The 19,877-nt window shown below is 73.2% G+C and carries 19 protein-coding genes; 6 read left to right on the top strand and 13 right to left on the bottom strand.

Features of this window, described 5'->3' with window-relative positions; genetic code table 11:
* Positions 1-83: 83 nt before the first annotated feature.
* Positions 84-515 carry a peptidase inhibitor family I36 protein gene (locus ABZV06_RS30700; RefSeq protein WP_355246128.1) on the bottom strand — a complete coding sequence of 144 codons (432 nt, stop codon included), beginning with the start codon at positions 513-515 and terminating at the stop codon, positions 84-86.
* 174 nt (positions 516-689) lie between these two features.
* Here ABZV06_RS30700 and ABZV06_RS30695 point away from each other — a divergent pair, with 174 nt between their 5' ends.
* From ABZV06_RS30695 to ABZV06_RS30685, 3 genes are all read left to right on the top strand, one after another.
* Positions 690-1,394, top strand: a complete 705-nt coding sequence (locus ABZV06_RS30695) for a cytidine deaminase (RefSeq protein ID WP_355246125.1) — start codon at positions 690-692, stop codon at positions 1,392-1,394.
* A 56-nt stretch (positions 1,395-1,450) separates the two neighbouring features.
* Positions 1,451-2,731 carry a thymidine phosphorylase gene (locus ABZV06_RS30690; protein ID WP_355246122.1) on the top strand — a complete coding sequence of 427 codons (1,281 nt, stop codon included), beginning with the start codon at positions 1,451-1,453 and terminating at the stop codon, positions 2,729-2,731.
* A gap of 80 nt (positions 2,732-2,811) precedes the next feature.
* A complete protein-coding gene (locus tag ABZV06_RS30685; RefSeq protein ID WP_355246119.1) occupies positions 2,812-3,492 on the top strand; it encodes a DUF4272 domain-containing protein in 681 nt (226 codons plus the stop codon).
* 2 nt (positions 3,493-3,494) lie between these two features.
* Here the strand turns inward: ABZV06_RS30685 and ABZV06_RS30680 are convergent, their stop codons facing one another.
* Positions 3,495-4,535, bottom strand: a complete 1,041-nt coding sequence (locus ABZV06_RS30680) for a putative RNA methyltransferase (RefSeq protein ID WP_355625710.1) — start codon at positions 4,533-4,535, stop codon at positions 3,495-3,497.
* Position 4,536: 1 nt separating this feature from the next.
* Positions 4,537-5,028, bottom strand: a complete 492-nt coding sequence (locus ABZV06_RS30675) for a MarR family transcriptional regulator (RefSeq protein WP_355625708.1) — start codon at positions 5,026-5,028, stop codon at positions 4,537-4,539.
* A 59-nt stretch (positions 5,029-5,087) separates the two neighbouring features.
* On the opposite strand from ABZV06_RS30675, the gene ABZV06_RS30670 reads away from it, so the two are divergent.
* The gene (locus tag ABZV06_RS30670; protein ID WP_355246110.1) at positions 5,088-5,504 is read left to right on the top strand and encodes a PPOX class F420-dependent oxidoreductase; all 417 of its coding nucleotides are present in this window, start codon (positions 5,088-5,090) and stop codon (positions 5,502-5,504) included.
* Between the two features lie 45 nt (positions 5,505-5,549).
* Entirely contained in the window at positions 5,550-6,623 is a 1,074-nt protein-coding gene (locus ABZV06_RS30665; RefSeq protein ID WP_355625706.1) for an adenosine deaminase, read from the top strand.
* A 7-nt stretch (positions 6,624-6,630) separates the two neighbouring features.
* On the opposite strand, the gene ABZV06_RS30660 is transcribed toward ABZV06_RS30665, so the two are convergent.
* From ABZV06_RS30660 to ABZV06_RS30650, 3 genes are all read right to left on the bottom strand, one after another.
* A complete protein-coding gene (locus ABZV06_RS30660) occupies positions 6,631-6,969 on the bottom strand; it encodes a hypothetical protein (RefSeq protein ID WP_355246104.1) in 339 nt (112 codons plus the stop codon).
* A 616-nt stretch (positions 6,970-7,585) separates the two neighbouring features.
* Positions 7,586-9,985 carry a transposase gene (locus ABZV06_RS30655; RefSeq protein ID WP_355625712.1) on the bottom strand — a complete coding sequence of 800 codons (2,400 nt, stop codon included), beginning with the start codon at positions 9,983-9,985 and terminating at the stop codon, positions 7,586-7,588.
* 39 nt (positions 9,986-10,024) lie between these two features.
* Positions 10,025-10,996 carry a DNA primase gene (locus tag ABZV06_RS30650; protein ID WP_355625704.1) on the bottom strand — a complete coding sequence of 324 codons (972 nt, stop codon included), beginning with the start codon at positions 10,994-10,996 and terminating at the stop codon, positions 10,025-10,027.
* 159 nt (positions 10,997-11,155) lie between these two features.
* Between ABZV06_RS30650 and ABZV06_RS30645 the strand changes: the two genes are divergently transcribed.
* A complete protein-coding gene (locus ABZV06_RS30645; RefSeq protein WP_355246094.1) occupies positions 11,156-11,497 on the top strand; it encodes a helix-turn-helix transcriptional regulator in 342 nt (113 codons plus the stop codon).
* 12 nt (positions 11,498-11,509) lie between these two features.
* Here the strand turns inward: ABZV06_RS30645 and ABZV06_RS30640 are convergent, their stop codons facing one another.
* From ABZV06_RS30640 to ABZV06_RS30610, 7 genes are all read right to left on the bottom strand, one after another.
* Entirely contained in the window at positions 11,510-12,184 is a 675-nt protein-coding gene (locus ABZV06_RS30640; protein WP_355625702.1) for a permease prefix domain 1-containing protein, read from the bottom strand.
* Between the two features lie 68 nt (positions 12,185-12,252).
* A complete protein-coding gene (gene cydC, locus ABZV06_RS30635; protein ID WP_355625700.1) occupies positions 12,253-14,052 on the bottom strand; it encodes a thiol reductant ABC exporter subunit CydC in 1,800 nt (599 codons plus the stop codon).
* Entirely contained in the window at positions 14,049-15,725 is a 1,677-nt protein-coding gene (cydD, locus tag ABZV06_RS30630) for a thiol reductant ABC exporter subunit CydD (RefSeq protein ID WP_355625698.1), read from the bottom strand. The genes cydC and cydD overlap by 4 nt, the downstream gene beginning before the upstream one ends.
* Complete coding sequence (locus ABZV06_RS30625) at positions 15,722-16,729, bottom strand: cytochrome d ubiquinol oxidase subunit II (protein ID WP_355625696.1); 1,008 nt, start codon at positions 16,727-16,729, stop codon at positions 15,722-15,724. Before ABZV06_RS30625 ends, cydD begins: the two co-directional genes overlap by 4 nt.
* A 12-nt stretch (positions 16,730-16,741) precedes the next feature.
* Positions 16,742-17,995, bottom strand: a complete 1,254-nt coding sequence (locus tag ABZV06_RS30620; RefSeq protein ID WP_355625694.1) for a cytochrome ubiquinol oxidase subunit I — start codon at positions 17,993-17,995, stop codon at positions 16,742-16,744.
* 162 nt (positions 17,996-18,157) lie between these two features.
* Positions 18,158-19,063, bottom strand: a complete 906-nt coding sequence (locus tag ABZV06_RS30615; RefSeq protein WP_355246072.1) for a M56 family metallopeptidase — start codon at positions 19,061-19,063, stop codon at positions 18,158-18,160.
* Positions 19,064-19,070: 7 nt separating this feature from the next.
* Entirely contained in the window at positions 19,071-19,520 is a 450-nt protein-coding gene (locus ABZV06_RS30610; RefSeq protein WP_355625692.1) for a BlaI/MecI/CopY family transcriptional regulator, read from the bottom strand.
* Positions 19,521-19,877 lie beyond the last annotated feature (357 nt).

Below are 19,877 nucleotides of genomic sequence, written 5' to 3'. Positions count from 1 at the left end.
CCCGAAGGCAGACCGCCCCCGGGCGCATGGCGAGGAGAAGCCGCACACCCCACTGCGCCCGATGTGGTTCGGACGTGCGCTGTCTAGCAGACCGCAGACGCGTCGTCGTTGAAGTTGACGTTCTTGAAGTTACCGGTCCGGTAGTCGAGAACCTGGACGTTGGTCAGGTTCGAGAACGATTGCCCGGCCCGCACGCCGAGCTCGTATCCGTTTCGCCGGTAGGGGTCGGGGTACTCGTACACAAACACCGGGTTACCGCTGTTGTTGACGATGGACGACGTGTGGTCCACGACCGAGTTGCCGTTGCTGAAGCGGTTGTCACCGAGGTCGGTGTCGCAGCCGCTCACCCGAAAGATCCCGCCGCTGAAGTTCGCACTCTCGAACAGGCAGACCTGGCCGGACTTGCAGTCACTCGCGCTAGCAGCCTGGGCGCTCGTGGTCGTGGTCAGCGTGAGGCCACCGAGGGCCACCCCGAAAGCCGTCAGCGTGGCCCCGACTCGTTTTGCGATTCGCACAACAGATCCCTTCATGATCGTTCGTACGTTTCGCTGCTGAACGGTACCTTCGCGCTCTTGACAGCCACTTGATGCGGTAATCGTGGCATTCGAGGTGGTCTGTATGCGCCGCGCAGCCCTGCCGACCGGCACCCTGGCCGCGTCTGACCTGCGTTGCTTCGGCAGAATGATGGGATGACCGAGATCGACTGGGAACGACTTCGGGCCGCCGCCACCGAGGCGATGCGGCACGCGTACGCGCCGTACTCGACGTTCCCCGTCGGGGCTGCCGCGCTTGTCGACGACGGCCGCGTCGTGGTCGGCTGCAACGTGGAGAACGCCGCGTACGGGGTGACGCTGTGCGCCGAGTGCGGAGTGGTGTCCAGCCTGCACGCCACCGGTGGCGGTCGCCTCGTCGCGCTCTCCTGCGTCGACGCCACCGGTGAGCCGCTGATGCCGTGCGGCCGGTGCCGGCAACTGCTCTGGGAGAACGGTGGCCCGGAGTGCCTGGTCGAGACGAAGACCCGCCCGCTGCGGATGGCCGAGCTGCTGCCGCACGCCTTCGGCGTGGAGGACCTGGAGGCGGTCACCGGCGAGACTCCGGTACCGGTGGTCCCGGAGCGGCTGGCCGCCTGGCGCGGCCGCGGCACCGTCTTCGTGCACCCGGACATGTCGGCGGGGCAGCAGGTCTGGACTGCGTACTGGGAGCGGTCGGCCGGGGACGACGCGGGCGCCGAGACCGGAGTGCTGGAGGAGGCGCCGAGCTGGGACGACCCCGCCGAGGCGATCACCTGGGGGCTGGCCCGGACACCGCGCGTCGTCGTGGTGGACGAGACGGGCACGATCTTCTGGGCCGGTGAGGGGGAGCCGCCGTTGGAGATCCCGGTTCGGTGGGGTTGAGCTTGGGGGGCGAGGGCCACGGGTTGGGATCTGCAACAGACGAGGAAAAATCTTTCATGAGCGGTTTTGCTGCTGTTGACGTTATTCGGGTCAAGCGGGACGGGGGTGTGCTGTCGGACGCGCAGATCGACTGGGTGATGGACGCGTACACCCGGGGCGCCGTCGCCGACGAGCAGATGTCGGCGTTGGCCATGGCGATCCTGCTCAACGGCATGACCGGGGCGGAGATCGCCCGGTGGACCGCCGCGATGATCGCCAGCGGTGAGCGGCTCGACCTCTCGGCGGTACGGCGTCCCACCGTCGACAAGCACTCCACCGGCGGTGTCGGCGACAAGATCACGCTGCCGCTCACGCCGCTGGTCGCCGCCTGCGGTGCCGCCGTTCCACAGCTCAGCGGGCGCGGTCTCGGGCACACCGGTGGCACGCTGGACAAACTGGAGTCCATTCCGGGCTGGCGGGCGGGGCTGAGCAACGACGAGTTCATCAGCCAGCTCGGCGAGGTCGGCGCGGTGATCTGCGCGGCCGGTGCGGGGCTCGCCCCCGCCGACCGCAAGCTGTACGCGCTGCGCGACGTGACCGGCACCGTGGAGGCGATCCCGCTGATCGCCAGCTCGATCATGAGCAAGAAGATCGCCGAGGGCACCGGCGCGTTGGTCCTCGACGTCAAGGTCGGCTCGGGCGCCTTCATGAAGTCCGTCGACCAGGCCCGCGAGTTGGCCCGCACGATGGTGGAGCTGGGTGGCGCGCACGGCGTACGGACGGTCGCCCTGCTCACCGACATGTCCACTCCGCTCGGCCTGACCATTGGCAACGCGGTCGAGGTGACCGAGTCGCTCGAGGTGCTGGCCGGGGGCGGGCCCGCCGACGTGGTGGAGCTGACGCTCGCGCTGGCCCGCGAGATGCTCGATGCCGCCGGCCTGCCGGACGTCGACCCCGGCGCGGCCCTGCGCGACGGCCGGGCGATGGACTCCTGGCGGGCGATGATCCGGGCGCAGGGCGGCGACCCGGACGCGCCGATGCCGACCGCCGCCGAGGTCGAGGTGGTCCGGGCCGACGAGGACGGATACGTGGCGGCCGTCGACGCGTACGCCATGGGACTTGCGGCCTGGCGGCTCGGCGCGGGCCGGGCCCGCAAGGAGGATCCGGTGAGCGCGCCGGCCGGTGTGGTGTTGCACAAGCGGCCGGGTGACGCGGTGCGGGCTGGCGACCCTCTCTACGAGCTCCGGGCCGAGGATCCGGCCCGGATTCCGGCGGCCCTGGCGGAGGCAACTCGCGCGGTGCACATTGCACCGAGCACGCCGACCGTGGGGCCCCTGGTCATCGAGCGGATCGGCTGACCGGGGCGGCGTGGTGCCGGTCACCTGGGAGCGCTATTGTCGCAGGCCAAAGGCGTCGCGTGCAGACAGGAAGTTGCCCCGTGACCGTACCTGCCCCCGACCCTCGCGAGGTGCGTGAGGCGAGCCTGGACGAGCTGTCCCGGCTCGGTCTGCCGCTGCCGCCGGCCCAGTTCCCGCTCGTGTGGGAGCCGGGTGACGCGATCGAGCTGCGCCCCCGGGCCGAGATCGAGGCGCGCATCGCCGTGCTGCACCTCATCCTGGCCCGCTGCTTCGGGATGCCCCCGCAGGCGGCGATGAGCTGGCTGCTCGGCTCCCACCTGGTCGAGATGGTCACCCCGCCGGAGTGGCAGTTCGTGATGGGCGGCAAGGGTGACCACCGCTCGTTCGTGCTGCACCACGACGCGCTCTTCGCGCTGACCTGGGTGCTCGGGTTGAGCAAGCAGCTCGACCCGACCCTGTCCGTGGACGAGCGGCTGGTCGAGCGGCTGCCGCACATCGCCGAGGGGGAGACCTTCGGGCGCTGGCAGTCCCGCATCCTCGCCGCGCCGCAGCATCCGGCCGACGCGGCGGCCCTGCTCGATCTGCACTACTGCCTGGACTGGGCGTACCTGGAGACCGAGCGCAGCGGCCGCCCCCTGCCGGGGATGGTCGACGCCAACGCGATCGGGCAGCGGCGCTGGGCGCTGGAGTGGGCGGTGATCCTGCGCGGGCCCTACCACGACGAGCCCCCCGGCTGGGAAGAGGTCGACCTCTCGACCTGAGGTCAGCGGGGTCGGTAGGCGTCCAGCCGGACCGCCACGGACACCCGGACCGGCTCGGGCAGCGCGGCCAGCCGTTCGGCGAGCGCCGCCGGGTCGGTGTGCCAGGCACTCGGACCCATCCCGACCAGCGTGGCGATCTCCGGCCGGGTCAGGGCCAGCTCCGCGCGGTGCTCGGTCGAGCTGACCGGCGTGAAGTGACCACCCAGCGAGCCGGCCACCCGGTCGGCCTTGTCCGGGTCCACCCGCAGCAGGCGCAGCGCGTCCACCAGCTCGGTGAGGTGGTCGGCGGCGGGCGTCACCACCAGCAGCGTGCCGGCACGGTCGAGCACCCGGTGGAATTCCGGGCCGTTGCGCGGAGCGAACACGTTCAGCAGCACGGCCGCAGCGCCGTCGGCCAGTGGTAGTCGCTGCCAGGTGTCGGCGACCGCCGCCGCCGCCCTGGGGTGCGCCCGCGCCGCGCGACGCAGCGCCGGCTTGGAGACGTCAAGGGCCAGACCCACGGCGTCCGGCAGCGCCGCCAGCACCGCGCCGAGGTAGCGGCCCGTGCCCGCGCCGGCGTCCACCACCAGGGGGTACGCGTCAGAGCCCGCCGCCGGCTGTTCGGGCCGTACCCCTGTGGTTGCGTCCTTTGCTCTGCTTCCCTCCACGCGACAGTGCGGTGCGGAAAGCGTTGCGTCGGTGGAAGCAGAGCAAAGGGCGGGCGGAGCGGCGGCGGCCGAGGTGGGGGCGGGCGGAGCGGCGGCGGTCGGCGGCGCGGGAGTCGCGCGCAGGCGCGCGACGGCCTCGGTCGCGGCGGCGGCGACCGCGGCCGAGATGACGTCGTAGTGCCCGGCGGCCAGGAAGTCGGCGCGTGCGGCGACCATCTCGGCGCTGTCGCCGACGTGTGGCGCCCGACCGGTGAGCAGGTTCACGTAGCCCTGACGCGCGATGTCGAAGGTGTGCCCGCGCGGACAGCGCAGTGCCCGGGCGGTGCCGGCGGTCGTCTCGGCAAGGGTCTCGCCGCAGACCGGGCAGCTCAGCCGGTCGAGGATGTGCGGGTCCACGTCAGGCCTCCGGGCCCCGTCGGGGGCGGGGCGCGCGGCTCTGCGCGAGGTGGTCGACGACCCGGTGGGTGAACGCGCCGAGCGCCTCGACCTCGGCCCGGGTGAGCAGGTCGAGGAAGTGCTGACGGACGGCGGCCACGTGGCCGGGGGCGGCGGCCTCGATGGCGTTCCGACCCGCTCGGGTGAGTACGACGATCGCGCCGCGGGCGTCGTCCGGGCACTCCTCCCGGGCAACGAGGCCGCGCTGCTGCATTCGGGTCAGGTGGTGGGAGAGCCGACTTCGGGACCAGAGCATCCGGTCCGCCAGTTCGCTGAGGCGCAGCCGGCCCTGCGGCGTCTCGGAGAGGTCGGAGAGCACGTCGTAGTCCGGCTCGGACAGGCCGGCGTCCTCGGTCAGCTCCCGGGCCAGTTCCAGGTCGAGCAGGCGACGCATCCGGCGGTAGCCCCGCCAGGCGTGGTCCTGGCGTTCGTCCAGCCACCGAGTCGCTTCCATGCCGTTCAGCCTAGCGTCTTTGTTGACATGTCATCGAATCGCCTCCTACGGTCGATGACATGTCAACCAATCAGCTGTGGGACCTCTTCGGCACCCGCGGACGAGGCGTGCTCGTCACCCTGCGCCGCGACGGCCGACCCCAACTGTCCAACCTCGACTACCTGGCCGAACCCGGGTTGATCCGCTGCTCCACCACGGGCGACCGGGCGAAGGTACGCAACCTGCGCCGCGACCCTCGGGCCAGCTTCCACGTGACAACGCCGGACGGCGGCGCGTACGCGGTCGCCGAGGGAACCGTGACCCTCACCGAGCCGGCAGCGGCAACCGGCGACGCGGCGGTCGACGAGCTGGTCGAGGTCTACCGGGGAATCCGCGGCGACCACCCGGACTGGGCGGACTACCGCGCCGCGATGGTCGCCGACGGGCGGGTGGTCCTGCGGCTCGCCGTCGACCGTGTCTACGGCTGGCCCGGATGAGCGGGCTGGTGTGGTCGGCCCCAGCAGGCTGACTAGGGTCTGAGCATGGTCGCAACTATCCGGTACGAGGACATCGTCAAGGTCCCGAAGGCGCTGCTGCACGATCACCTCGACGGCGGGCTGCGTCCGGCGACAATCGTCGAGCTGGCGGCGGAGGTGGGGCACGAGCTGCCCACCACCGACCCCGCCGCGCTCGGACGCTGGTTCGTGGCGGCCGCCGACTCGGGGTCGCTGGAGCGTTACCTGGAGACGTTCGCGCATACCGTCGCGGTCATGCAGACCGGGCCGGCGCTGCGCCGGGTGGCGCGCGAGTGCGCCCTGGACCTGGCCGCCGACGGCGTCGTCTACGCCGAGGTGCGCTTCGCCCCCGAGCAGCACCTGGAACAGGACCTGAGCCTGGACGAGGTGGTCGAGGCCGTGCTGGCCGGGTTCGCCGAGGGAACCGCCCAGGCCGTCGAGGCGGGTCTGACCATCCGGGTGGGCACGCTGCTCACCGCCATGCGGCACGCCGCCCGCTCGCAGGAGATCGCCGAGCTGGCCGTGCGGCACCGCGACGCCGGGGTGGTCGGCTTCGACATCGCCGGCGCCGAGGCGGGGTTCCCGCCCACCCGCCACCTGGACGCCTTCGAATACCTGCAGCGGGAGAACTTCCACTTCACCATCCACGCCGGTGAGGCGTTCGGCCTGCCGTCGATCTGGCAGGCGATCCAGTGGTGCGGTGCGGACCGGCTCGGTCACGGCGTACGGATCGTGGACGACATCACCCCGGACGGCGCGCTCGGTCGGCTGGCCGCGTACGTCCGGGACAAGCGGATTCCGCTGGAACTGTGCCCGTCGTCGAACGTGCAGACCGGTGCGGTGGCCTCGATCGCCGAGCACCCGATCGGTCTGCTGCGGGACCTGCGGTTCCGGGCCACCGTCAACACCGACAACCGGCTGATGAGCGGCACGTCCATGTCCCGGGAGATGTCGCTGCTGGTGGAGACGTTCGGTTACGGCTGGCGCGAGCTGCAGTGGTTCACCATCAACGCGATGAAGAGCGCCTTCATCCCGTTCGACGAGCGACTGCGGATCATCGACGAGGTGATCAAGCCGGCGTACGCCAAGCTGCTGGCCTGACCTCCGGTCAGCCGTGCGGGTGGCCGGTCCGGCCGTGGGAGTGGCCTTCCCTGGCGTGGGAGTGGTGGCCGGCGAGCAGGCCGGCCACCCGGCGCAGCACCTCCCGGGCCCGGGCCGCCTCGGCGCCCAGACCCGTCTGGCGGCGCAGCACCGCGGGCTCCGCCCGCAGCAGCGCCACCCCGCGCCGGACCAGCACCCGGGGCGCCTTGCGCTGCTCGGCCAGGTCGCGGGCCAGCCGGCGCAGGAACGTCGCCCCCCGTGGACGACGCAGCGCGTACGCCCCGGCGAGCAGCCCCCGACGGCGACACTCCTGGACGATCTCGGCGGCGAAAATCCCTTCGGCCACGAAAAGTGGCGATCCGTCGACGTCAAATGGCCGGGTGGCTACCCGTCGATCCGCGCCGATCGCATAAACCGGCACATCGGCACGGCCCTCGCGGGCAAGTCGCGCAATCGTTTCGACGGCGGTCGAGGCGTCCCAGGACTGCGGAGATTCCCAATCGACCTGGCCGTTTCGTCGCGGCAACGTAGGGTCATCGCCGTCTTTGTAGAAGTCGTCCAGGCACAGCACCGGCAGGCCGGTTTGCTGCGCAATGTACGACTTTCCGGAGCCTGAGGGGCCGGCGAGCAGGACGACGCGGTGGGGATTTTCCATTACCTTCAGTTACTCCGGCCAGACGGACTGCTATCAAATCGCATCAACATCTCATCACACCTTGAGCCGGTGACAACCTGGGCTTTCTTCTTGCCGGGCGTCGTGATGGAATCTCGGGGGTCCGACCCGCCGGGTCGGTCGCTGGGCGTTGCCCGGGGCAACGCGTTCAAGCTGTAATCGCGAGGGCGGTGACGTGAGCAAACGGCCAAAGACGGCGGGCTCCTTCCTGTCGCGACTGCGCCGGCCGGCCAGTCGACTCCGGGACATGCCGATCTGGTCCAAGCTCGGTCTCATATGCGGGTGACGGTCAGGACTGGTAACCGGCGGATCGGTACTCGTATTCGCGGTCGTCGTCGCGGTCGCCGTGGTCGCGGCTGAAGTCCCACCCGCCAGCGGCCTCGCGGCCCGGACGGCCGCCCACCGCGAACCCGCCGATCTCCTGGCCCCGCCGCCAGCCACGGAAGTAGCCCGTGGTGTTCTCCGCGAGGCTCGCCGCGTCACGCACTATCCGCAGCGGACGCTCCTCGCGCAGCGGGGAACCCGGGACCAGGTTGGCCTGCGGGACGCGCTTCGGCAGACCGGCGTTGGTCTCGGCACCGACCGCGGGGCGGGCTGCCTGCTCGGCGGCCTGCCAACCGGTGTCGGCCGTGGTCGACCAGTCCAGATCGGACTCTTCCTCGCTGTGACCCACGAACCAGGCGGACTTGGCCTGCGCGAAGATCAGCAGATCACCGTCTCCCTCGTCGGCGACCGGCGGCGGCCGGTGCTCGACCGGGGGCGACGGCCGGTGCTCGACGGCCCGCTCGACGCGGGGCGCGGGACGGCCGTTGCGGGCAGCCTGCTCGCGGTCGACCAGCCGCAGTGGGGGAGTGTCCAGACGGGACTCCGCCGAGGGCGGGTTGAGACCTTCCCGCAGCGCCCGGTCCGCCAGCGGCGGCGGCTCGACCAGCCGCAGCATGGGGGGCTCCTGGGGCAGGTCGTCGGCCAGCCAGGGCGGCGTGACCCGCCCGTCGGCCCGGCCCGGTTCGGTCGGAGCCTCGACGCCGCGGTTGCCGCCGTACGGGTAGGCGACCGGGTTGTTCGGCGAGCTGTCGGCCGGGTCCTCCGGGTTGTTGACCAGGGGCCAGTTCGCCCGGGAGCCCGGCGGCGCGGACTCCTGCTCCGGCCGGGGAGCGGGCACCGGGATGCTGAGGTCGGTGACGCTGAAGCCGCCGGTGGGCGGATCCTCGACCGACGGCCGCTGCGGGTGGCTCTGCCGCTCGCCGTTGGTCTTCGGGCGGGGCGGGATGACCGTACGCTGCCGCTCGGCCCGAGCGCTGTTGATGGCGGCGGTGGTCAGCGTCGGCCGGAACGGCTCGCCCGCCTCGGCCGGCGGCACCGCGCCGCGCTGGGCCGGCGCGATCGGGGTGATGCCCGGGGGCGGGGGTGGCGGCGACGAGACCGGCCGGTTGGTCGGGCCGTCGATCCGGCTCGGCAGCGGTTCGCCACGTCCGGGCGGCGCGGACACCAGCGGACCGGCCATCGCGGCCGGTGCGACAGGCGCGGGCGCGACCGGTGGCGGGGTGATCGGAGCGGGGGCTACCGGTGGCGGCCCGAGCGGTCGAGGCGACGCCAGGGGGGCGCTGCCCGGTGCCGGCTCCGGCCGGCTGCGCCGACCAGCGACGGGCGTGGGCTCGGCGGCGGCCGGGGCCGGTCGGACGGAGCGCAGGCCGGCGGCGGTGCCGGCGAGGCCGGTCAGCTCGCCGACCGCTTCGCCGCGACGGGCGGCGGCCCGGCGGCCGGGGGCCGGGGCAGGGGTGCTGACGCGCGCGCCGAGCGCGCTGACCAGCGCCTCGCAGCCGGCGTCGCAGGCTCGTACGGAGGCGACGGCCTGCCGGACCGTCTCGGCCACGGCGGAGGTGAGCGCCCGGTTGACGGCGGCGCGACGGGGCGTCTCCGAGATGGCGACCCGCAGCGCGGTGACCGCTTCGTTGATCTCTTCGGCGTCGGCGACACCGTCCGCCGCCAGGTGCGCGGCGATGGCGTCCGCGGCGACGGACACCTCGCGGCCACGGGCGATGGTGCCACCGAGCATGCCCGGCTCGGGCAGCGCGTCCAGGACAGCCAGCGACACCGGCTCGGCCGGGTCCGGGTATGCGCGCAGCGCCGCCGGGTAGAGCTCCCGCAGCACCTCGCGCAGCGCCACGGCGGCGGAGTGCCGCCCGCTGGCCAGGGCGGCGTGGGCGGCGAGCACCTGCTTGTAGCCGGCGAGGTCCCGGGGCGCCGGCAGCGTGACGGCGGAGAGAGCACCGGCCTGCAACGCGCGGGCCAGACCGACGGCCCTGCGCTCGGCCGGGGGTGACTGCATCTCCTCCAGCGAGTCGTCGTCGGCGAAGCGCTCGGCGAAGTCGTCCACCGAGTCGTCGTCGGCGATTGCGAGGGGTCGACCCGCCGCGCTCAACAGCGAGGTGACCGTGTGGTCGTCGCTGTCGGCGGCGATGGCCGCACCGCTCGGCCCGCCCGACCGCTCCACGAGCAGCGCGACGAGCTGGGCGTAGCCAGCCGCGTCGTCGCCGATCTCGCAGACATGCAGCAGACGGCCTGCGTCGTCGACCACAGCGGACGTCAGCGTCGAACCGGCCGAGGCCGATCGGTCAGCCGGATCCGCCGAGGCCAGACCGCAGTACACGCGCACGAGCGCCACGGCGTCGTCCTCCTCCCGGGACAGGTCTTCCTACTGCCAGCAACTGATGCTCCCCGGTACGGGTCAGTCGCGCCAGTCCACCACCGCAGAGATCTTGCCGACAATGGTGCGCCAACCCAAACTCGCGGTTTGTGCCCCGATCTTCTTCAGGCGTCGCCGACCCATGAAAGCGCCGATGCCACCGTTGACCGTGGCGCGCAGCGCCTCGTCGAGGTTGTCGAGGCTGGAGCCGGCGGAGAGCATGTCCAGGACCGCAGGCAGGCGCAACGCGTACGACACGTCGCGGGCGACCTCGCCGGCCTCGATCAGCAGGGTCGAATCCCAGGTGTCGTGGCCGCCCCGCAGGTTCTCCACGACGAGGTCCAGCTCGTACGTGTCCTCGTCGAGCGGCACGATGTCGGCCGGCTCCACCCGTTCGGACAATTCATTCCAGCTGTCCAGTTGGGACAGATCGTTGGGCGCGCCGGAACGGACGAAAGTGACCAGCGACTCGGGGGTCTTGAACAGCAGCAGCTTGCCCCGGTGGCTGAGGAAGACCGGCACCTCCTCGTCGTCCGCCTCGTCGGTGGCGTCCTCGTCCTCGTCGGTCGCGTCGGCGTCGGCGTCGGTCGCGTCTGCATCGGCGTCGCGGCGCCGGCGCGACGGCTCTTCCTCGTCGCTGTCGGCGAACTCCTCGGCCAGCTCCTCGTCGAGGATGACAACGGTCTCGTCGTCCTCCTCCTCGATGACCTGCCGACGGGCGAGGAACGGGTCGTCCTGGTCGCGCTCGGTCACGTCGGTCGGGGTCAGCGATCCGGCCGGCCGGTACGCCCGCAGCGTGAAGCCTGTGCCCGCCGGTAGGGCGATCTCCACCGGGTCGATCCGCAGCTCTTCCCAGAGCGACCGGTCGATCGCCGCGCGGGGGGTGTCGTCGGCCTCGTCGGCCTCGTCTGGCTCGGCCGGGCCGGTGGTGTCGTCGAGCTCGGGCTCGTCGGCGTCGGGCCGTTGGGGCGACTGGCGGGCCACGCTGACCTCCGTGTGCTTCGGGTTGCCCACCCACCGGGGTCTCGACCGGCGAGTGACTCTGGGCACATACCCTAGTCGGCGACCCGGGAAGCCCGGAGCCCGCACCCCGGTGGCCGGCGGAGGAACCTCTCGTACCTGCGGGTGCGCGATGGTGGCGGACCGGCCCCCTGACAAGTAGCGTAGCTACACATGAAGGCCCAGTCGCTGCACGGTCACCTCGACGCCCTTCTGCTCGCCGTCCTCGAACAGGGCGCGCTGCACGGCTACGCCATCATCGAATCCCTGCGGACACGCAGTGACGGCAGTCTCGACCTGCCCACCGGCACGATCTATCCGGCGCTGCGCCGGCTGGAGCGCGCCGGGCACGTGGCGAGCACCTGGAGCACCGTCAACGGTCGCGAGCGGCGGACGTACCAGCTCACCGATCCCGGCCGCCGCGCACTGGCCGCGGAGCGGGCCGGATGGCAGGAGTTCCGGGTGACGGTCGGTCGGTTCCTCGACCCCGGCAGCCCGCCCGTCACCCCCGCCTGAGCGGCGATCGGGTCAGCGCGCGGTGGCCCGAACCCAGCCGCGCGCCGCGCGCGTCAGCGAGAAGTTCGCCGCACTCACCACCACCATGCCGACGATCATCGGCGGCCAGGTCAGCGCCGCGTCCCACATGTCGATCGACCACACGAAGAGGGCGCCACCGGCCGCCATGCCGAGGGCCAGCGCGCCGGTCAGACCGATGCCCACCGCTCGCTGCGCGACCGCCAGGTGGGGTCGCGGCGACCGCGCGCCCGCCCAGATCACCAGCAGGCCGGTCACCGCGAGCAGCAGCCCGCCGGCCCAGATCCAGTCGACAGTGGCGGACAGCAGCCGGTAGGCCGCGGGCGGTTGTGGGCCGGCGCTCCAGCTCGACCCGCGCCACGTGAGGTCGCCGGCCGCCACCAGGACCCCGGCCACGGCCAGCATCCGCAGGGAGAGGCCGCGCAGGGCGGCCACCGCCAGCTCCGCCTGCCAGGAGGGCAACACCTGCGCCGCCGAGCCGAACTCGGCCACCGCCCGGCGCTGCGCCTCGGTGGGCGGCAGACCACTCTCGCGGTACGCGTCGACGGCGTCCAGCAGGTCGTGGCGCGCCTCGGTCAACAGGTCGGACTTCAGCCGTGCCGGACCCTGCAACCGAGACTCCAGCTCCCGCAGGTGCTCGTCGACCAGGAAGTCCTCCGCGTGCCGCATGGCACCACCCTGCCACGGGCGCAACGGCACCCACGTCGGGGAGAACCCTGGTCCGTCCCCGAAACGCCTCAGGGGGCCAGCGCCAGGTACCCCCGCTCGGCGGCCGCCTGGAGAAGCCACTGGTCCCGGTACCAGCCGGGGACGGCGACCAACTCGGCGTGCCGGCCGCGCTGGATCACCCGACCACCGTCGAGGACGACGATCTCGTCGAGGTCGGCCAGCCCGCTGAGCCGGTGACTGATCAGCAGGACCGTGTGCCCGACGGGGGTGGCGGCGAGAGCGGAGGCGAGTACCGCGTCGGCGGCGGCCGGGTCCAGCCCCTCGGTGGGCTCGTCGAGCACGAGCACCGGCGGTGCGGCGAGCAGTGCCCGGGCGAGCGCGAGCCGCTGCCGCTGGCCACCGGAGAGCTGCCCACCCTCCTCGCCGACCAGCGTGTCCCAACCGGCCGGCTGGGCGCGTACCCAGTCCAACAGGCCGGCGGCCGCCACCGCCCCGGTCAGCTCGTCCTCGCTCGCGCCGGCCCGTCCGAGCAGCAGGTTCTCCCGCACGGTGGCGTGGAAGACGTACGCCTCGGCGAGCAGCCCACCGACGACGGAGGGCAGCGTCTCCTCGCCGTACGCGGACAGGTCGTGGCCGGCAAGGGTGACGTGGCCGGTGGTGGGCTGGACCGCCCCGGTGAGCACCGCCGCCAGGGTGCTCTTGCCGGCACCGCTCGGGCCGACGACGGCGATGCGGCGGCCCGCGGGCAGGTCCAGGTTCATCCGGTCCAGCGCCGGCGCGGCACCGGCCCGGTACCGCACGCTCACCTCGACGAAACGCAGGTCGTGCGGGCCGGCCGGGTCGGTCACCGGCGGAGCGGACGTGACCGTGGGCGTGTCGGCGTCGAGGAGGGCGGCGACCCGGGTCAGGCCGGGCCGCAGCTGGGTCCACTGCCGGGCGGCCGAGACCAGGGCCAGCGCCACTTCCACGGCGGCCAGGGTGCCGACGGCCAGCACCCCGACGAGGACGCCCCGTACGTCGGCGGCCAGCGCGACCAGCACCACGGCGGCGGCGGTCAGGCCGGCGACCAACACCCCGACCGCGTCCACCGCGAAGCCCGTGGCCGCCAATCGGCGCTCCAGGCGCGCCAACCGGTCGGCCCGCTGCACGGCGGCCCGCAGTGCGGCGTCGGTCGCCCCGAACGCCGCCAGGTCGGCGGCGCCGTGGGTGAGGTCGACGGCGTCGGTGGCCAACGCGCCGCGCAGTGGCGCCACCTCGGCCGCGCTGCGCCGGGTGACCACGGTGGCCAGCGCCGGCAGCGCCACACCGGCGACGACCAGCCCGACGGCGAGCACACAAGCGGCCGGCGGTGAGATCAGCGTCGCCCCGATCACCGCCAGCACACCGACCAGGGCCGCCGCCGCGCCCGGTACCAGGACCCGCAGCAGCAGGTCCTGGACCGCCTCGACGTCGGAGACCAGCCGGCTCAGGACGTCCCCCGAGCGGTGTGGGGCGTGTCGACGGGCCGCGAGGGTGCCGAAGACCCGGGCGCGTACGTCGGTGATCATGCGAAGGACGGCGTCGTGTCCGGCGAGCCGTTCGCTGTAGCGGAAGACACCCCGGCTGATGGCGAGGGCCCGGACGGCGACGATCGCCACGGTGAGCCGGTCCAGGGGCGGCTGACCGGCGGCGCTCATCAGCAACCACGTCGCGGTGGCCATCAGGGCGAGCCCGGCGAACTCGGTGGCGGCGGCGAGCAGCCCGGCGCCGGCCAGGCGACCCAGGTACGGGCGGGCCAGCCGCAGCACGGCACGTTCGGCGGCGATCCGCCCGGCCGAGGGCGCGTCGGCGTCCGGCCCGACGGTCACCGGCTCCGGCGTGCTGCTCATCGGGTCGCCTCCCCGGTCGGTACGGGCGTCAGCTCGGTGACCCTGCCGTCCTCGACCCGCAGGATGCGGTCGGCGTCGGCCAGCAGCGCCGGCCGGTGCGCGACCAGCAGCGCGGTGCGTCCCGCGACCAGCCGGCGGGTGGCGTCGAGCACCACGGCCTCACTGGCCGTGTCCAGCCGCGCGGTGGGCTCGTCGAGCAGCACCACCGGCGCGTCCCGCAGGAACGCCCGGGCCAGCGCCACCCGCTGCCGCTGGCCGCTGGAGAGGCCGTGGCCGCGCTCGCCGAGCAGCGTGTCCAACCCGGCGGGCAGGCCGGCGACCACGTCGTCCAGGGCCGCGTCGCGCACGGCGCTGGCGACCGCCTGGGGCGGGGTGTCCGGTGCGCCGAGGCGGATGTTGTCGGTCAGCGTGGCGGCGAACAGGTGGGCGCGCTGCGGCACCCAGGCGACCTGTCGACGCCAGGCGTCCAGGTCGACGGTGGCGAGGTCGACCCCGTCGACGATGACCCGGCCGGCGGTCGGCGTCACGAAGCCGAGCAGCAGACCGAGCAGGGTGCTCTTGCCGGCGCCGCTGGGCCCGATCACGGCGATCCGCTCGCCGGGTCGAATGGTCAGTGTCACGTCGCGCAGCGCGGTGGTCCGCTCGTACGCCACGGTCACCGCCTCGAGGTGGATCTCACCGCGCCCGTCGGGGACGGCCGCGCCCTCGGCGGAGCGGGGGTTGCCGGGCGCGGCCGAGACGGTGAGCGCCTCGTCCAGCGCCGTCAGCCCCTCCATGCTGGCGTGGAAGCGGCTGCCGGCGGCACGCAGCGGCAGGTACGCCTCCGGCGTGAGCAGCAGCACCAGCAGCGCGGTGTGCAGCGCCAGCCCGCCGCCGAGCAGCCGGATGCCGACCGGCACCGCGACCAGCGCCACCGAGAGGGTGGCGACCAGCTCCAGCACCAGCGCGGAGAGGAACGCGATCCGCAACGTCTTCATGGTGGCGGCCCGGTGCCCGTCGGCCATCCGGCGCACCACCTCGGTCTGTGCCCGGGCCCGCCCGAACGCCCGCAGGGTCGGCAGCCCGGCGACCATGTCCAGGAAGTGTCCGCCCAGCAGGGAGAGCCGCCGCCACTGCCGTTCGGTCGCGGCCTGCGCCTGCCACCCCAGCAGCGCGCCGAAGACCGGGATCAGCGGCAGCGTCAACGCGATGATCAACGCCGAACTCCAGTCGGCGAGGACGATCCGCGCCAGCACCGCCACCGGCACCGTCACGCTGAGCACCAACTGCGGCAGGTAGCCGGTGAAGTACGCGTCCAACGCGTCCAGCCCACGGCCGGCCAGGGTGGCCAACTCGCCGGCCCGCTGGCCCGCCACCCAGCCCGGCCCGTGCCGGCCCACCGCCCCGAGCAGGTCGGCCCGCAAGGTGGCCTTGACCGTGGCGGCGACCCGCGCGGACACCGTGCCCTGCGCCCAGACCAGCGCCGACCGGGCGGCGACCGCGAGCACGAGACCCGCCAACGCCGGCCGGTTCAGGCGCCCGTCGAAGGCGCTCGCGAGCACCGTCGCCAACGCCGTGGCCTGCGCGACGATCAACGCGGCGGCGAGCACGCCGAGGATCGCGAGCACGGCGAGATCGCGCCGGGCCGCGGGGACCCGACGCAGGAGACGCGGGTCGAAGGGACGGCGGTTCACCAGTACACCGGTGCCCTGCCGTCGGTCCGTCCCCGGAAAACCCACCAGCACATCGCCTGGAAGCCTAGTAGGGCCGGCAGCAGCGGCAGCGCCACCCAGCCGAGCAGCCGCAGCGTCGGCGCGCTGGCGGCGGCGTCGGCCACCCTCAGCGAAGCCTCCGGGTCGGCCGTGGAGACCAGCACGTAGGGCCACAGGGCCGCGCCGACCAGCGCCACCGGCAGCGCGAGGGCCGCGCCGGTGGCGATCAGCGCCCACCCCGGCCGCCGCCGCGCCAGCGCCGCGCGGGCCGTCAGCAGCGCCGCCACCAGCAACACCGGCAGGAGTACGGCCACCGCCGGTCGCTGGACGGCGTCGCGTACCCGGGAGGAGAGCAGGCCCGCGACGGTGGCCAGGGCGACCGCGCAGAGGGCCACCGGCACCAGCCGGCGGGCCGTGCGGCCGGCCACGGCGGCGGCATCGGTGGGCAGTCGCAGCGTGAGGAAGGCCGCACCGTGCACCGCGACCAGGGCGAGCATGGCCAGCCCGGCGGCCGCGGCGAACGGGGTGGCCAGGTGCGAGATCCCCGCGACGTGCCCGTTGGCCTGACGGGGTACGCCCTGCAACAGCGCGGCGAGCACCACGCCCCAGCCCAGCGCGGCGAGCGCGCTGCCGACGACGATGACCCGGTCCCAGCGGGCGCGGACCCGTTCGTCGCTCGGCCGGCTGCGCAGTTGCACGCCGGCGGTGACCAGGATGACGCCGACCAGCGCGCCGGCGACCGCCGGGTAGCAGCCGGCGAGCAGTTCACCCTCCAGCACCGGGAACGCGCCGAACAGGATGCCCACGGCGGCGACCAGCCAGACCTCGTTGCCGAGGAAGAACGGGCCGAGGGCGGTGAGCGCGGCCCGCCGCCCGGCCGGGGCGCTGCCCCGGGCGAGCAGCAACCCGACGCCGTAGTCGTAGCCGGCGAGCACCAGGTAGCAGGCGAAGAAGAGGCCGAGCAGGGCGTACCAGGCGAGGTCCACGGGTGAGTCTCCTCAGGCGAGCACGGGTTCCGGCTGGGCCGGTTCGGTGGGTGGTGCCGGCGGGCGGCCGAGGGCCGGGTCGACGGCCCCGCGGCCCGCGTGCCGGGCGAGCAGCACCCAGTTGGTGACGGCGAGGGTGCCCAGCAGCAGGCTGAAGCCGATCAGCGAGGTGAGCATCACCGGCGCGCCGACTCCGGAGACGGCCTGCTCGGTGGGGAGCAGCCCGTACGCCACCCAGGGCTGGCGGCCGACCTCCCGGGCGATCCAGCCGAGGATCACCGCGACGAACGGCAGCGGCGCGCCGAGCAGGATCAGCCAGAGCGGGAAGCGCAGCCGGATGATCCAGTCGCGAAAGAGCAGGGGCAGCAGGAACCAGACGCAGCCGAGCGTGAAGCCGATCAGGATCATGAAGCCGAGCCCGACGCTGGCCAGTACCGGCGGGGTGTAGTCGCCGGGGCCGAACCGCGTCGTCCACTCGCCGATCAGCGCCTGCGCCTCGGGACTGTCCCCGCCGAACTTGGTCGGTTGTACCGCCCCGACCGGCCCGAACTGGGCGAAGCCGAAGCCCTGCACCAGGCTGATCGCCAGCGCGGCGGCGACCAGGCCGATCCGCAGCGAGGTGCGGAAGAGCGCGAAGTCGGGCGTACGCCGGATCAGGTGCCACGCGCTGACCGCGGCCATCAGCATCCCGCCGACCAGGAGCGCCGCGGAGACCACATGCCCGAACGCCATGCCGAGACTGGGGTTGGTGAGCAGAGCGCCGAAGTCGGTGAGGTGGGCGATGCCGTCGCGGACCTCGTATCCGACCGGGTGTTGCAACCAGGAGTTGGCCACCATGATCCAGAACGCCGAGGCGTACGCGGTGAGCGCCACGCCCCAGAGCAGCGCCAGGTGGACGCCCTTGCCGAGGCGGTGCCAGCCGAAGATCCACATGCCGAGGAACGTGGACTCCAGGAAGAACGCCACGAGCGTCTCGATCGCCAGCGGTGCGCCGAAGACGTTGCCGACGTAGCGCGACAGGCCACTCCAGTTCAGCCCGAACTGGAACTCCATCACGATGCCGGTGGCGATGCCGAGCACGTAGTTGATCACGTAGAGCTGGCCCCAGAACCGGGTCAGCCGCTCCCACTTCGGATTTCCGGTGAGCACCCAGGCGGTCTGCATGCCGACCAGCAGGGTGACGAGCCCGAGCGTGACGACCACGAACAGGAAGTGGATCGACGTCGTGGTGGCGAACTGGAGGCGAGCGAGGAGCAGCGTGTCCATGGCCGGCTCTTTCGTAGCTGTTGGCTCCCTTGTCGTAGCAACCCTACACGTAGTCTGGCTACATGTTAATACTACTACGCCCCGTCGTAGTAAATCTTACGACGGGGCGTAGTAGAAGGGGGCTTCGGGCGTGACCCGCGCGCGCCGAGGCGCGCGGGGGAATCAGCTCAGGAAGAGGGTGACCGGGAGGGCGACCAGGGTGGCGGCGACCGCGAGGGCCATGGCGCCGAGGGCGCGGGGAGGCCGGTCGGCGACCAGCAGTCGCTGTACGCGTACGTCGAGATCGCGGTCGCCCAGACCCAGCGCGCCCGCCGGTGTGACCCGGTGCCCGGCGGCGGCGAACCGGCGCAGCGCGCCCGCCAACGGCGCCCCGGCGTGCAGCTCGCACGCCTTGTCGTCGGCACGCATCTCGACCAGCAGGGCGACCCGCTCGTGCGCGTCGCGGACCCAGCCGAACCAGGGCAGCGCCCGGCAGAGGGCGGTGAACGGCAGCAGCACGAGATCGTGCCGCTCGTGGGCGTGGGCGCGCTCGTGCGAGAGAACGGCCGCCAGTTCGGCCCGATCCAGCAGACTCAGCGTGCCCGCGCTGACCACCACCTGCGGCTTCACCCCGGGCAGGCAGTACGCGGCGGCGCTCGGATGGTCCAGGACGAGCGCCCCCGGCGCGGCCGGGTCGTCCCGGGCCACCAGGGTGAGCAGGTCCCGGTGCCGGCGCTGGGCGCGGATGGTGCCGTGGATGCTGCGGACGGTCGTGGTGCCGAGCACCGCTCCGATACCGAAGCCCACTCCGACACCGGCCAGGTGGAAGGCGGTCTCCCCGATGGGCAGGGTGCCGTGCGCGAGATCCGAGGCCAGGGCGAGCAGCGCGCTTCCGGTCGGCAGGTCGTACGCGCTCAGCCCGAGCGCCATCGGCAGGCCCATCGCGGACAGGCCCAACGCCAGACCGACCGCCTGCCAGCAGACGATCGCCACCCGGGGGCTGCGCCACGTCCAGGTGGAGCGGGCCAGCACCTGGGCAGTCAGATAGCAGGCCAGCATGGTGGCGGCGAAGTGGACGGCGTACGCCATGGCGCGCCTACCGCTCCGCTGTCTCGTCGGCAGCCCGTCGGCCCGTCGGCCCGTCCACGCGGTCGGTCAGGCCACCGCTGGAGGGGCCGGTTAGCCCGGCCTCGCTGCCCAGGGCGGCCCGCAGCACCTCGGCCTCGGTGCCGGTCACCGAGCGGGCGAAGCGCACCAGCGCCGCGTCCCGACTGCCGCCCAGGTCGAGGGCGTCGAGCATGAGCTGGGCGATGTGCGCCTCGCGGCTGGCCGCCGGCCGGTAGCGCCAGGCGCGGCCCTCCCGCTCCCGCTGCACCATGCCCTTGCCGGCGAGTCGGTCGAGAACGGTCATCACCGTCGTGTACGCCAGCTCGCGACCGTCGAGCGCGTCGGCCACCTCGCGCACGGTCACACCGTCCGACGTGCCCGGGACCACGTCCCACAGCACGTCCATCACCGCACGCTCAAGATCGCCCAACCGAGTCACAACCCAATCCTACCCCCGGTAGTAGACCTCTCGATCCTCGCGTCCGGTCCGCCACCCTGACCGCAGCCCCGCCCGCCCGCGCAAGATCCCCACAACAACAAGGATGTAGTGGTCTCCGTCCGCCACGAGACCACTGCATCCAGGAAACTGCGCGATCTTGGGGGATTGGGCGCGAGGCGGAGAGCGAGAGACCCAGGAGCCGGATCGCAGCCCACCCGGAAGAGCCCCCGCTGCCCGGTAACCCGACCCGAGGCGGGACCCGCAAGCTGACCCACCCGACGGACCCGGCCCACGTCAGGTTTTCCGGGGGAGCCCGCCCACGCAGGGATCAAGCCTGACCGCCCGGAGTGGGCGGGC

Source organism: Micromonospora sp. NPDC005172, assembly GCF_040608555.1.
In the GTDB taxonomy this organism is placed as follows: domain Bacteria; phylum Actinomycetota; class Actinomycetes; order Mycobacteriales; family Micromonosporaceae; genus Micromonospora.
Note: the sequence above shows the minus strand (reverse complement) of the source record. Positions and strands in the feature narration are given on the sequence as shown.